Consider the following 12,943-nt stretch of genomic DNA (forward strand, 5'->3'; position numbering starts at 1 on the left):
CGCTCGGGTCACGGACCTTCGCGCGCCGGCCCCGTATCGCAGATCAGGACGCGTGCGTCGACGTCAGACTGAGCGCCACCGCCTGCGCGACCTCGATCCCGTCGATCGCCGCCGAATAGATACCGCCCGCATACCCGGCGCCTTCGCCGGCCGGATACAGGCCTTCGACGTTCATGCTCTGGTAGTCGTCCTTGCGCCGAATCCGGATCGGCGACGACGTGCGCGTTTCCACGCCGGTGAGCACGGCATCGTGCATCGCGAAGCCGGCGATTTTCTTGTCGATCTCGGGCAGGGCTTCGCGAATCGCTTCAATCACGTAGTCCGGCAGCGCGGTGCTGAGATCGGTCGGATTCACGCCGGGTTTGTACGACGGCTCCACGGCGCCCAGCGACGTCGACGGCCGGCCCGCGATGAAATCGCCGACCAGTTGGCCCGGCGCGCGGTAATCGCCGCCGCCGAGTTCGAACGCGCGTTCTTCCCATTTGCGCTGGAACGCGATGCCGGCGAGCGGGCCGCCCGGATAGTCGTCCGGCGTGATGCCGACGACGATGCCCGCATTCGCATTGCGCTCGGCGCGGGAATACTGGCTCATCCCGTTGGTGACCACGCGGCCGGGCTCCGAGGTCGCGGCGACCACCGTGCCGCCCGGGCACATGCAGAAGCTGTAGACGGCGCGCCCGTTGCTTGCGTGGTGGACCACCTTGTAGTCGGCCGCGCCGAGCTGCTTGTGGCCCGCGAACTTGCCGAAGCGGCTGCGATCGATCAGCCCCTGCGGATGCTCGATGCGAAAACCCAGCGAGAACGGCTTGGCTTCGATGTAGACGCCGCGGTCGTGCAGCATCTGGAACGTGTCGCGCGCGCTGTGGCCCACGGCCAGTACCACGCGGTCGCACCGCAGCGTTTCCCCGTTCGACAGCTTGAGCGCGCGTACCTTGCCCTGGTCGATTTCGATGTCGTCGACGCGGGTTTCGAAACGCACTTCGCCGCCGAGTTCGTGGATCGACGCGCGCATTTTTTCCACCATGCTGACGAGTCGGAACGTGCCGATGTGCGGCCGGCTCAGATACAGGATGTCCTCGGGTGCGCCGGCCTTGACGAATTCGTCCAGCACCTTGCGGCCATAGTGGTTGGGATCCTTGATCTGGCTGTACAGCTTGCCGTCGGAAAACGTCCCCGCGCCGCCTTCGCCGAACTGCACGTTGGATTCGGGATTGAGCACGCTCTTGCGCCACAGGCCGAAGGTGTCCTTGGTGCGCTCGCGCACGGCCTTGCCGCGTTCGAGGATGATGGGACGGAACCCCATCTGCGCGAGGATCAGCCCTGCGAACAGCCCGCACGGCCCCATGCCGATGACGACCGGGCGCAGGAAATCGGCGTGTTCGGGCGCCTTGGTGACGAAGTGGTACGTCATGTCGGGCGTCACGCCGCAATGCGGCTTGCCGGCGATGCGCTCGAGCGCGGCTGCTTCGTCGTCGACTTCGACGTCGACGATATACGTAAGCTTGATGTCGGCGCGCTTGCGCGCGTCGTGCGCGCGGCGGAACACGGAGTAACGGAGCAGCCCGTCTTCCGCCACGCCGAGCTCCGCGAGGCGCGCGCGAATCGCGGCCTCGAGCGCGCTGTCGGGGTGATCGAGGGGGAGTTTAATTTCGCTTAGCCGTAACATGGGGACTCGGATGCGATTGCCACGGCGCCGTGGCGGTGTTGATACAGGCGGGCCGGCATGCCGGCGGCGTCGTTCGCCGCGCGGGCATGCCGGACGCAAACCATGCGCTGTCGTTGCGGGACCAGCGGTGCGGGCGGCAGCACGCCGATCCGTACGGGCAACGCGAGCAACTTCAGGATAGGCGCACGAAGCGACCCGTGTGCACGGAAGATTTTCCCGCGTTTCGGGCGATCGTCGCGCCGTCGTGACGACGCCGCGCGAGCGGTTTGCGCGAAAGCCGCGCCACGCGGGCGCGGCCCGGGCTTACTCCGCTGCCGGATGCACGCGGCTGTAGCGGTTCAGGATCGGGATCATCTGCGCGTAGATCTTCGGGTTCGCGGCGACGATCTCGTGGCGATGCAGGAAATCGGCGTCGCCCGTGTAGTTGCCGACGAGGCCGCCGGCCTCGGTGATCAGCAGGCTGCCCGCCGCCATGTCCCACACGTTGATGCCTTGCTCGAAGAATGCGTCGAGGCGGCCGGCCGCGACGTTCGCGAGATCGAGCGCCGCCGCGCCCGGGCGGCGCAGGCCCGTGCAGGCCTGCGTCATCTCGGTGAAGAGGCGCGCGTATGCGTCGAGGCCGTCCTTCTCGCGGAACGGGAAGCCCGTGCCGACCAGCGCGTCCGACAGACGGTCGCGGCGGCCCACGCGGATGCGGCGGTCGTTCAGGTACGCGCCGCGGCCGCGGGTGGCCGTGAACAGGTCGTTCTTGTTCGGATCGTAGACGACGGCCTGCGTGACGACGCCCTTGTGCTCGAGCGCGATCGATACGCAGTAGTACGGGAAGCCGTGGATGAAGTTGGTCGTGCCGTCGAGCGGATCGATGATCCACTTGAATTCGGATTCGTTCTCCGATGCGCCCGATTCCTCCGCGAGGATCGCGTGGTCGGGGTAGGCGGTCTTCAGCGTCTCGATGATCGCGTCTTCGGCGGCCTTGTCCACTTCGGTGACGAAGTCGTTCTGCTGCTTCTTGCGGATCTCGATCAGGTCGAGATCGAGGGACGCACGATTGATGATCTGTCCGGCGCGGCGCGCAGCCTTGACAGCAATGTTGAGCATGGGATGCATGAGCCTGGATCCTGTAGCCGGCGGCACGGGCCGCCACGAAGTGGGACAACCGCCCGGAACGGCGCAAGCGTGCCGGGGCGAGGTGAGACGCGAATTGACAAAGAGCGGGGTACGACCCGCGCTGCGCGGTGCGCAACGCGTAAAGGCATGATTTTACCCGATTTTCGCCGGTTTCAGGCGACCGGCATGCGGGGAAACCCCCACTGGCCGTCCGGACGAGTGGGTTTGCGGGGGCGATGGCGATACCATACGGCCATTCTGATGAACCGAGTCGTATCGTAGTGGAAACCTCGCAGAACACCGCCGCGCCGTCCGAATCGGGCGCGGCCTCGTCCTCGCCGCCGTCCGGCGGCTTCACGTCCACTCGCTTCGTGCTCGTCGAGCCGAGCCATCCCGGCAACGTCGGGGCGGCCGCCCGCGCGCTGAAGACGATGGGCTTCTCGCGCCTCGTGCTGGTCGCGCCGCGCGTGCCGCACGTGCAGAGCGACCCGGAGGCGATCGCGATGGCCAGCGGCGCGGACGACGTCCTCGCGTCCGCGCACGTCGTGCCGACGCTCGGCGAAGCGCTGTCCGGCGTTCACTGGTCGATCGCGCTGACCGCGCGCACGCGCGAATACGGGCCGCCGCGCCTCGCGCCGCGCGCGGCCGCCGCGCAGGCGAGCGCGCAGGTCGGCACGGGCGACATCGCACTCGTGTTCGGCAACGAGCGCACCGGTCTCGCGAACGAGCATGTCGAGCAGTGCAGCGCGCTCGCGCACATTCCGGCCAATCCGGCCTACAGTTCGCTGAATCTCGCGCAGGCCGTGCAGGTGCTCGCGTACGAGTTGCGCGTCGCGTTTCTCGAGCAGGCGAGCGAGCCGTCGGCGCAGCCGCAGGCCGAAGTCGGCACGCTCGCGCGGAGCGACGAGATCGAGGGGATGTACGTGCACCTCGAGAACGCACTGATCGCGCTCGACTTCCTCGATCCACGCAATCCGAAGAAGCTGATGTCGCGGCTGCGGCGCCTGTTCGCGCGCACGGGCCTCGAGCGCGAGGAGGTCAACATCCTGCGCGGCGTCGCGAAGCACATCCTGCTGAAATCGGGCAAGCCGGGCGACGACGCGTAAGGGGTCGGCGCTCCGGCCCGACGGATGCGTCGTTTGGTCGGCTCGTCACGCGTTGACCAGCCCTAAGCGCCGCGTCCGGCTATCGTCTGACCGCCCCCGGAAACCCCGCCCCAGCATGCGTCCCGGCGAATACCCGCGCCGGCGGCGGGGTGAACATGCGACCGCGTGCGGCCGCGCGCGACTGGCCCTACAATCGCCGGACGTCATAAGCAAATGACCCGGCGCGATAACGGCCGGCATTGCCGGCGATGCGCGCCGGCCTTTTCCCAGATCACATCATGTTCACGAGACTGCGCGAAGACGTTGCAACGATTCGCGAGCGGGATCCCGCCGCTCGCAGTGCATGGGAAGTGCTGACCTGTTATCCGGGGCTGCATGCGCTCGTGCTGCACCGTTTCGCGCACGCATGCTGGCGCGCGAAACGCTACTGGCTCGCGCGGTTCGCGTCGCAGGCCGGCCGATTCCTGACCGGGATCGAGATCCACCCCGGCGCGACGATCGGCCGGCGCGTGTTCATCGATCACGGCATGGGTGTCGTGATCGGCGAGACGGCGATCATCGGCGACGACTGCACGATCTACCAGGGCGTGACGCTGGGCGGCACGTCGCTCACGCGCGGCGCGAAGCGCCACCCGACGCTCGAGGCCGGCGTGATCGTCGGCGCCGGCGCGAAGGTGCTCGGCGGTTTCACGGTCGGCGCGGGCGCGAAGATCGGCTCGAACGCGGTGGTCGTCAAGCCGGTGCCGGCGGGCGGCACGGCGGTCGGCAATCCGGCGCGCATCGTGATGCCGGCGCAGCCGAAGCCGCAGCCCGAGCGGGCGGCGTTCTGCGCGTACGGGATCACGCCGAATGCCGACGATCCGATGTCGCTCGCGATTCACGGGTTGATCGATCACGCGGCGAAGGAAAGCCGCCGCGTCGATGAAATTGTCGCCGCGCTCGAGCGGCTCGGCACGCATCTGGAAACGCTGCAGGGCGCCGACGCGGCGCGCCTCGACCTGCGCAGGCTGTCCGCGGTGCTGGAAGGCAAGACGGTCGAACGCCAGATGTAACGAACGAGCAGGGCGCCGACGGCTGCTGGTCGGCGCGGCGGCGTCAGTCGAGCGGCATCGCATGGATGCCTTCCGCATCGACGCGCAGGTAGCCGCCGCGCGGCGTGCCGTGATCGAGATCCCAATCGGGCAGCACCCAGCGGATCCCACCCGCTTCCGCGTGACACGCGGGGCGGTGCGTGTGGCCGTGAATGATCACGCTCGCGCGGCTTTTCCGGAACAGCGCGGCCACGCCTTCGCGCGTGACGTCGTAGATGGCCGAAGCAGGGCGCATGCGGCCCGCTTCGCTGGTCGAGCGCATGCGCTGCGCGAGTGCGCGGCGCCAGCGGAGCGGCCACGCGAGAAACAGCCATTGCGCGACGCGGTTGCGCGCGAAGCGACGGAACACCTGGTAGCCGCGGTCGGCTGTGCATTGCGCGTCGCCGTGCGCGAGCACGATGCGTTGGCCGAACGCCGTGATCAGCGAAGGATCGGGCAGCAGCATCGCGCCGGCGGCCTTCATGAAGCGCCGGCCGAGCAGGAAATCGCGATTGCCGTGCATCACGTAGAGCGCGATGCCGCGTTCCGAGAACGTGTGCATCAGCGCGGCCATGCGCGCGGCGAACGGATCGTCGTCGAGGATGTCGTCGCCGATCCAGTATTCGAACAGGTCGCCGAGGATGAACACCGAATCGGCGCTGTCGGCGGTGTATTTCACGAAATGCTCGAACGCGGCGACCGTCTTGGGAATCGCTTCGCTCAGATGCAGATCGGAGAGAAACAGGAACGGGCGTGCGGCTTGCGCGTACTCGCGCTCGCCCGGCACGCCCGCGGAGACGCTTCGCGGCGGACTCTCCTGCAACATCGAAGTGCCTCCGTAACGGCGGGTGGGTCAGACCACCACGGCCTTTTCGATCACGACGTCGTCGGCCGGCACGTCCTGATGGAAGCCGGCGTTGCCCGTCTTGACGCCCTTGATCTTGTCGACCACGTCCTGGCCTTCGACGACCTTGCCGAACACCGCGTAGCCCCAGCCCTGCGGCGTCGGCGACGAGTGGTTCAGGAAGTCGTTGTCGTTCACGTTGATGAAGAACTGGGCGGTCGCCGAGTGCGGATCGTTGGTGCGCGCCATCGCGACCGTGTAGTTGTCGTTCTTCAGGCCGTTGTTCGCTTCGTTGTCGATCGGCGCGTCGGTCGGCTTCTGCTTCAGGCCCGGCTCGAAGCCGCCGCCCTGGATCATGAAGCCGTTGATCACGCGATGGAACACGGTACCGTCGTAATGGCCCTTCTTCACGTAGTTCAGGAAGTTCTCGACCGTCTTCGGTGCCTTCTCGGCGTCGAGTTCGAGCTTGATCACGCCGTGGTTCGTATGCAGTTCAACCATGATGAATTCCTTCGATGAGGCGGTTTAAATGGCACGCGGCCGGTCGTGCGACGCGGCCGCGTGAGGCGCCGGACGTGCCGGCAGGTTCTTACTTCGAGACGATGCTGGCCGATTCGATCAGGACCGGCTGGGCCGGCACGTCCTGCATCGGACCGCGCGAGGTCGTCGCCACGCCTTCGATCTTCTTCACGACGTCGAGACCCGACACGACCTTGCCGAACACCGCATAGCCGTTGCCGTCCGGGTTCGGGTAGTCGAGGCCGCTGTTGTCGACCGTGTTGATGAAGAACTGAGCGGTGGCCGAATTCGGGTCGCTGGTGCGCGCCATCGCGATCGTGCCCGTCAGGTTCTTCAGACCATTGCGGCTCTCCAGCGGGATCGGCGCGCGGGTCGGCTTCTCCTCGAAGTTGGTCTTGTAGCCGCCGCCCTGGATCATGAAGCCCTTGATCACGCGATGGAAGATCGTGCCGTTGTACTGGCCGGACTTCACGTAATCGAGGAAGTTGGCAACCGACTTCGGCGCCTTCTCCGGATAGAGCTCGACGCGGATGTCGCCCTGCGAGGTCTTCAGCTGCACGACGGGGTGCGCGGTGGCCGTTTGCGCGAACGCGGGCGCGGTCGCGAGAAGGGCGGCGCCGCCAAGCGCCAGCAACAGACGTTTCATTGCGATCCTCAGGTTGGGAGGGAAAAGGGGCCGCGCCGCTTATTGCGACGGCGGCGCGACGTACGGCGCCGCCAGTGCGCCCGACGGTCCGCTGAACTGGAACGTCGGCGACATCGGCAGCGTGGTGGTGCTCACGTTCGCGGCTGCGCGGTCGGTGTAGTCGCGCGTGGCCGGCGCGACCGCGCGGGCATTCGGCGCGGCCTTCGACGGCGACACGATCTTCTGGAGATCGGCGAGGCGTTGCGCGGTCGCGCCGCTCGTGCGGCCGAGCGATTGCGCGCGCTTGTACGATTCGGCCGCGAGCCGCAGGTAGAGATCGCCGAGGTTCTCGTACGCGAGCGAGTAGCCCGGATTCGATTGCGTCGCGGTGACGAGCGCGGTGCGCGCTTCGTCATAGCGGCCGTGCTTCGCGTAGAGCGCCGCGAGATTGTTGTACGGCTCGGGCAGTTCGGGGTACGCCTGCGTGATCGCGACGAACTGCTGGATCGCGTCGTCGTCGCGGTTCAGGCGGGCCAGCACGGTGCCGCGCTTGAACTGCGCCTGCACGTCGTGCGGATTCGACGCGATGCGCGCGTCGAGCTGCGCGAGCGCCTGCTTCCACTGCTTGCCGGCGATGGACGAGTCGATTTCGGGGGTGCCGTCGGCGGTGGCCGGGGCTTTCTGCGCATGCGCCGCGGGGGCCGCGAAGAGCGTCAGCGCGACGCCCATCACGGTAGTCGCAACGAGGGTCGCAGCGCTTCGCGCGCGGCCGTGATGAGGTTTCATAGGCGTAAATCGGAATGTTATACTCCGACCCATTCTAACAAAACGTCTGCGCGTTCCGGCGAGCGTCAGACAGTCTTTCTTAGCCTCTCGTGGCCGTCACCGCTGTGCTTGCAGCCTGACCGCCCCATGTGATATCGAGGACGCGCGGCCTGGCGCCGCGGCAGACGGTCCGTCCGTTTCACATGCTGGGCGAGCTTCGCCAGGGCGGTTTCCTTCGGCTCACGGTTCATCTCTATGGAATCACTGCGCATCTACAACACGCTCGCGCGTGACAAGCAAGTTTTCGTGCCGCGCCAGTCCGGCGAAGTGCGGATGTACGTATGCGGGATCACCGTCTACGACTATTGTCACGTGGGCCACGCGCGCATGCTGGTCGTGTTCGACCTCGTCCAGCGCTGGCTGCGTGCGATCGGCTATCGGGTCACGTATGTGCGCAACATCACCGACATCGAGGACAAGATCATCCGCCGTGCGGTCGAGAACGGCGAGACGATCAAGTCGCTGACCGACCGCTTCATCGGCGCGATGCACGAGGATGAAGCCGCGCTCGGCATCCAGCGGCCCGACATCGAGCCGCGCGCGACGCAGTTCATCCCGCAGATGCTCGGCATGATCGAGTCGCTCGAGACGAACGGCTACGCGTACCAGGCGCGCGACGGCGACGTCAATTACTCGGTGCGCAAGTTCGCGAACTACGGGAAGCTGTCGGGCAAGTCGCTCGACGATCTGCGCGCGGGCGAGCGCGTCGCCGCGAACGACGCGAAGGAAGATCCGCTCGACTTCGTGCTGTGGAAGCGCGCGAAGCCGGAAGATCCGGAAGGCGCGTCGTGGGCGTCGAAGTACGGGATGGGTCGCCCGGGCTGGCACATCGAGTGCTCGGCGATGGGCTGCACGCTGCTCGGTAATCACTTCGACATCCACGGCGGCGGGCAGGATCTGCAATTCCCGCACCACGAGAACGAGATCGCGCAGAGCGAAGGCGCGACCGGCCAGACGTTCGTCAACTACTGGATGCACAACGGCTTCGTGCAGGTCGACAACGAGAAGATGTCGAAATCGCTCGGCAACTTCTTCACGATCCGCGAAGTGCTCGAGCGTTACGACGCGGAAGTCATGCGCTTCTTCATCGTGCGCACGCACTACCGTTCGCCGCTCAATTACAGCGACGTGCATCTCGACGATGCGCGCGCGTCGCTCACGCGTCTGTACACCGCGCTGAAGGACGTCGACGCCGATACGCTCGCGCTCGACTGGAACGAGCCGCACGCGCAGCGTTTCGCGGCCGCGATGAACGACGATTTCAACACGCCGGTCGCGGTGGCGACGCTGTTCGAACTGGCGGGCGAAGTCAACCGCTCGCGCGATGCGTCGCTCGCGCGGCAACTGAAACAACTGGCGGGCCTGCTCGGCCTGCTGGGCCGCGAACCGCGCGCGTTCCTGCAGCAGGCGTCGGGCGCCGCGCAGGCGGGCGGGCTCGCTGCCGACGAGATCGACGCGAAGATCGCCGCGCGCGTCGCGGCGAAGCAAGCGAAGGACTATGCCGAAGCGGACCGGATCCGGGCGGAATTGCTCGAAGCCGGCATCGCACTTGAAGACAAACCGGGCGGATCGACCGAATGGCGTCGCGTATGAGCGCGGCGCATTCCACTGACCGATCCGTCAGGTAGGAGGCAAGATGGCAACGGCCAGAAAAGCGCCGGTCAGGCGCGCGACCTCGGTCGCCGCGCGTCCGGCAGCCAAGCGCGTACCGGCGACGAAGGCGGACGCGACGCGCGCCGCGCCGAACGGCGCGCTCAACGGTCATGCGCCGCCCGCGGCCGCGTTGCCGGCCGCCGACGCGGCCCGCAAGACACGTGTGTCCGAAGCGGACGGCGAGGAGGTCGTCGTGCGTCCTGCCTATTGGGACAAGGCGTGCGCGGACCTCGTCAAGCGCGACCGGATCCTGAAGAAACTGATTCCGAAGTTCGGCCCCGCGCATCTCGTGAAGCGCGGCGACCCGTTCGTCACGCTCGCGCGCTCGGTCGTCGGTCAGCAGATTTCGGTGCCGTCCGCCCAGTCGCTGTGGGCGCGCATCGAGGACGCCTGTCCGAAACTCGCGCCGCAACCGGTGATCCGCCTCGGCGCGGACAAGCTGATCGCGTGCGGATTGTCGAAGCGCAAGACGGAATACATTCTCGATCTCGCGCAGCATTTCGTGTCGGGGGCGCTGCACGTCGACAAATGGACGTCGATGGACGACGAGGACGTGATCGCGGAACTCACGCAGATCCGCGGCATCAGCCGCTGGACGGCCGAGATGTTCCTGATCTTCAACCTGTCGCGGCCGGACGTGCTGCCGCTCGACGACCCGGGCCTCATCCGCGCGATCAGCGTCAATTACTTCAGCGGGGAACCCGTCACGCGCAGCGAGGCGCGCGAGGTCGCGGCCAACTGGGAGCCGTGGCGCACCGTCGCGACCTGGTACATGTGGCGCAGCCTCGATGCGCCCGACACCGACGCCTGAGTGTCGGCTATCGGGTTTTGAACATCAATAGTTGAGAGCCGGTTTTGAGTGTCGCCCGCGCGGGTAGAATACGCGCTGCCGTAAGACCCAAGGATTCGAACACATGAAGACCACGTTTCTGGATTTCGAACAGCCGATCGCCGAACTCGAGGCCAAGATCGAAGAGCTGCGATTCGTGCAGGACGACTCGGCTGTCGATATTTCGGAAGAAATCGAGCGGCTGTCGAAGAAAAGCCAGCAACTGACGAAAGACCTCTACGCGAACCTGTCGCCGTGGCAGGTTTCGCAGATCGCGCGGCACCCGCAGCGGCCGTACACGCTCGACTACGTTGCGGAACTGTTTACCGATTTTCACGAACTGCATGGCGACCGCGCGTTCGCGGACGACCTGTCGATCGTCGGCGGTCTCGCACGCTTCGGCGGCCATCCTTGCATGGTGATCGGTCACCAGAAGGGCCGCGACACGAAGGAACGCGCCGCGCGCAACTTCGGGATGCCGCGTCCGGAAGGGTATCGCAAGGCCGAACGCCTGATGCGTCTGGCCGAGAAGTTCGGGCTGCCGATCTTCACGTTCGTCGACACGCCGGGCGCGTACCCGGGCATCGGCGCGGAAGAGCGCGGCCAGTCGGAGGCGATCGGCCGCAACCTGTACGTGATGGCCGAGCTGAAGACGCCGATCATCACGACGGTGATCGGCGAGGGCGGTTCGGGCGGCGCGCTCGCGATCGCCGTGGCCGACACCGTGATGATGCTGCAGTTCTCGACTTACTCGGTGATCTCGCCGGAAGGCTGCGCGTCGATCCTGTGGAAGAGCGCCGCGAAGGCGCCGGAAGCCGCGGAAGCGCTGGGCCTGACCGCGCACCGCCTGAAGGCGCTCGGCCTGATCGACAAGATCATCAACGAGCCGCTCGGCGGCGCGCATCGCGATCCGAAGGGCATGGCCGCGCTGCTGCGCCGTGCGCTGGCCGATTCGCTGCGCCAGTTCCAGGGCATGAGCATCGATGCGCTGCGCGAGCGCCGCTTCGAGCGCCTGATGGCCTACGGCAAGTACAAGGAAACCACGCCCGGCGCATGACCGGCTGCGTATTCAATTCGCGCGCCGCCGTGCGCGCATCCCGCTCGTGATCCCGCCCACCGAATTCTCCGCCGACCGCGTCGTACTCGACGCGGTCGGCGTTGCGCTTTCCGGCCTGCCGCCGGATGCGCGCATCGCAATCGCCTACAGCGGCGGCCTCGATTCGACGGTGCTGCTCGATGCGGCCGTGCGCGTCGCGGGTGCATCGCGCTGCGTCGCGCTGCACGTGCATCACGGCCTGAGCGCGAACGCCGACGCATGGGTCGCGCATGCCGAAGCGGAAGCGGCACGGCTCGGTGTCGTATTCGAATCGATGCACGTCGACGTGCCGCGCGACAGCGGGCTCGGAATCGAGGCGACGGCGCGCGAGCGTCGCTACGCGGCGCTCGACGAGATGGGCGAGCGCCACGGTGTGGCGGCGCTGTGGGTCGCGCAGCATGCGGACGACCAGGCCGAGACCGTGCTGCTGCAACTGTTGCGCGGTGCCGGGATCGCGGGGCTTGCCGCGATGGCGCCGCGTTATCGCCCCGACGGCACGAGCACCGAACGTGTGCGTCCATTGCTGCGATTGTTGCGCGCACAACTTGAGCGCTATGCGAAGCAGCGCGCGCTCGCGTGGATCGACGACGAATCCAACGGCGATACGCGCTATGCGCGCAATGCGCTGCGCATCGACGTGCTGCCGGCGCTGGCCGTGCATTTCCCGGGTTTTCGCGATGCGCTCGGTCGCGCGGCCCAGCATGCGGCGGCCGCTCAGCGGCTGCTCGACGATCTGGCGGAGCTGGATTTCGCCGTCGCCGTGCGCGACGACGGTCAGGCGCTGTCGCGCGACGCGCTGGTCGCGTTCGACGACACGCGAGGCGCGAACCTGCTGCGCTTCTGGATGCGTCGGCTCGGTTTGCCGGGCGCCTCGGCTGCCCGGCTTGCCAACATGATGCGGCAACTGCGCGCGGCGCACGACGCGCATGCGCTGCGCCTCGATCACGCGGGGCAGTGTCTGCGGCTCTATCGCGATGTCGTCTATTGGGAAGCGGGCGACAGCAGCGAACCGGCCGACGACGGCACGGGGACGCCGCGACCGGAGGCGGCGCTCGCATGGGACGGACAGGAAGTGTGGCGCCTGCCGGGATGGCGCGGCACGTTCGTGTTCGCGCCGGCCGACGCGGGCAGCGCCGATGCGGTGCCGGAAGGGCTGCTGCGCGGCGCGCGACTGGCGGCGCGCGCCCGGGCCGGCGGCGAACGGATGCGTACGTCGCCGGGCGGGCCGGGCCGGACGCTGAAGAACCTGTTCCAGGAGCGCGGCGTGCCCGCCTGGCAGCGCGACGTGCCGCTGCTGTTCGCGGGCGAGCGGCTGATCTACGTGCCGCGGCTGGGCGTCAATCGCGACATCGACGTGCCTGACGACGCGGCGCCCGGCGCCGCCGCATGGCGCCAGATCGAATGGCGTCCCGACCTGCTGATCGCCTAGCGGCGGCGCGTTGCCCACGGCGCGATGGCGTGCCCTTTTTCACCATTTGGTAAACAGCGCCGGAACGGCCGCCGACAGGGCGCCCGGCTTGTCAAGTGGGCTTCTATCGGGTACGCTCGGTCGTTTGCTCGGCTCGATTTTTGAGCGTTTTGTGCAGGTTTTCCGCGTGACGTA

12 protein-coding genes are annotated in these 12,943 nt (G+C 67.3%); 6 read left to right on the forward strand and 6 right to left on the reverse strand.

What is annotated here, in order from left to right; all coding sequences use genetic code 11:
• Positions 1-43: 43 nt before the first annotated feature.
• Complete coding sequence (locus tag HWX09_RS15685; protein WP_027784828.1) at positions 44-1,666, reverse strand: NAD(P)/FAD-dependent oxidoreductase; 1,623 nt, start codon at positions 1,664-1,666, stop codon at positions 44-46.
• A gap of 303 nt (positions 1,667-1,969) precedes the next feature.
• Positions 1,970-2,773, reverse strand: coding sequence for an inositol monophosphatase family protein (locus HWX09_RS15690; RefSeq protein WP_027784826.1), 804 nt, complete (start codon positions 2,771-2,773; stop codon positions 1,970-1,972).
• Between the two features lie 281 nt (positions 2,774-3,054).
• Here HWX09_RS15690 and HWX09_RS15695 point away from each other — a divergent pair, with 281 nt between their 5' ends.
• Together HWX09_RS15695 and cysE are read left to right on the forward strand one after the other, a co-directional pair.
• Positions 3,055-3,879, forward strand: a complete 825-nt coding sequence (locus HWX09_RS15695) for an RNA methyltransferase (protein ID WP_027784825.1) — start codon at positions 3,055-3,057, stop codon at positions 3,877-3,879.
• Positions 3,880-4,157: 278 nt separating this feature from the next.
• A complete protein-coding gene (cysE, locus tag HWX09_RS15700) occupies positions 4,158-4,931 on the forward strand; it encodes a serine O-acetyltransferase (protein ID WP_027784824.1) in 774 nt (257 codons plus the stop codon).
• A 43-nt stretch (positions 4,932-4,974) separates the two neighbouring features.
• Here the strand turns inward: cysE and HWX09_RS15705 are convergent, their stop codons facing one another.
• The 4 genes from HWX09_RS15705 to HWX09_RS15720 all read right to left on the reverse strand — a co-directional run bounded on the left by HWX09_RS15705 (position 4,975) and on the right by HWX09_RS15720 (position 7,723).
• A complete protein-coding gene (locus HWX09_RS15705; protein WP_027784823.1) occupies positions 4,975-5,775 on the reverse strand; it encodes a UDP-2,3-diacylglucosamine diphosphatase in 801 nt (266 codons plus the stop codon).
• A 27-nt stretch (positions 5,776-5,802) separates the two neighbouring features.
• The gene (locus tag HWX09_RS15710) at positions 5,803-6,294 is read right to left on the reverse strand and encodes a peptidylprolyl isomerase (protein WP_027784822.1); all 492 of its coding nucleotides are present in this window, start codon (positions 6,292-6,294) and stop codon (positions 5,803-5,805) included.
• A gap of 88 nt (positions 6,295-6,382) precedes the next feature.
• Positions 6,383-6,958 carry a peptidylprolyl isomerase gene (locus HWX09_RS15715; RefSeq protein ID WP_027784821.1) on the reverse strand — a complete coding sequence of 192 codons (576 nt, stop codon included), beginning with the start codon at positions 6,956-6,958 and terminating at the stop codon, positions 6,383-6,385.
• Positions 6,959-6,997: 39 nt separating this feature from the next.
• A complete protein-coding gene (locus tag HWX09_RS15720; protein WP_027784820.1) occupies positions 6,998-7,723 on the reverse strand; it encodes a tetratricopeptide repeat protein in 726 nt (241 codons plus the stop codon).
• Positions 7,724-7,957: 234 nt separating this feature from the next.
• Here HWX09_RS15720 and cysS point away from each other — a divergent pair, with 234 nt between their 5' ends.
• The 4 genes from cysS to tilS all read left to right on the forward strand — a co-directional run bounded on the left by cysS (position 7,958) and on the right by tilS (position 12,769).
• Positions 7,958-9,355, forward strand: a complete 1,398-nt coding sequence (gene cysS, locus HWX09_RS15725) for a cysteine--tRNA ligase (protein WP_027784819.1) — start codon at positions 7,958-7,960, stop codon at positions 9,353-9,355.
• A 43-nt stretch (positions 9,356-9,398) separates the two neighbouring features.
• On the forward strand, positions 9,399-10,226 hold the full coding sequence (locus HWX09_RS15730) for a DNA-3-methyladenine glycosylase (RefSeq protein WP_027784818.1): 828 nt from the start codon (positions 9,399-9,401) through the stop codon (positions 10,224-10,226).
• A 103-nt stretch (positions 10,227-10,329) separates the two neighbouring features.
• Complete coding sequence (locus HWX09_RS15735; RefSeq protein ID WP_027784817.1) at positions 10,330-11,301, forward strand: acetyl-CoA carboxylase carboxyltransferase subunit alpha; 972 nt, start codon at positions 10,330-10,332, stop codon at positions 11,299-11,301.
• Positions 11,302-11,347: 46 nt separating this feature from the next.
• Positions 11,348-12,769: a tRNA lysidine(34) synthetase TilS gene (gene tilS, locus HWX09_RS15740; protein ID WP_027784816.1), complete on the forward strand. Its 1,422-nt coding sequence runs from the start codon at positions 11,348-11,350 to the stop codon at positions 12,767-12,769.
• Positions 12,770-12,943 lie beyond the last annotated feature (174 nt).

Origin of the sequence: Burkholderia sp. BCC1208, from assembly GCF_902833095.1 — a bacterium.
Lineage (GTDB): Bacteria > Pseudomonadota > Gammaproteobacteria > Burkholderiales > Burkholderiaceae > Burkholderia.

Excerpts from the sequence above, each read along its gene's own strand:
- HWX09_RS15735 (WP_027784817.1), top strand. The coding sequence starts at position 10,330 with ATGAAGACCACGTTTCTGGATTTCGAACAGCCGATCGCCGAACTCGAG.
- cysS (WP_027784819.1), top strand. The coding sequence starts at position 7,958 with ATGGAATCACTGCGCATCTACAACACGCTCGCGCGTGACAAGCAAGTT.
- cysE (WP_027784824.1), top strand. The coding sequence starts at position 4,158 with ATGTTCACGAGACTGCGCGAAGACGTTGCAACGATTCGCGAGCGGGAT.
- HWX09_RS15705 (WP_027784823.1), bottom strand. The coding sequence starts at position 5,775 with ATGTTGCAGGAGAGTCCGCCGCGAAGCGTCTCCGCGGGCGTGCCGGGC.
- HWX09_RS15720 (WP_027784820.1), bottom strand. The coding sequence starts at position 7,723 with ATGAAACCTCATCACGGCCGCGCGCGAAGCGCTGCGACCCTCGTTGCG.
- HWX09_RS15730 (WP_027784818.1), top strand. The coding sequence starts at position 9,399 with ATGGCAACGGCCAGAAAAGCGCCGGTCAGGCGCGCGACCTCGGTCGCC.
- HWX09_RS15710 (WP_027784822.1), bottom strand. The coding sequence starts at position 6,294 with ATGGTTGAACTGCATACGAACCACGGCGTGATCAAGCTCGAACTCGAC.
- HWX09_RS15685 (WP_027784828.1), bottom strand. The coding sequence starts at position 1,666 with ATGTTACGGCTAAGCGAAATTAAACTCCCCCTCGATCACCCCGACAGC.
- HWX09_RS15715 (WP_027784821.1), bottom strand. The coding sequence starts at position 6,958 with ATGAAACGTCTGTTGCTGGCGCTTGGCGGCGCCGCCCTTCTCGCGACC.
- HWX09_RS15690 (WP_027784826.1), bottom strand. The coding sequence starts at position 2,773 with ATGCATCCCATGCTCAACATTGCTGTCAAGGCTGCGCGCCGCGCCGGA.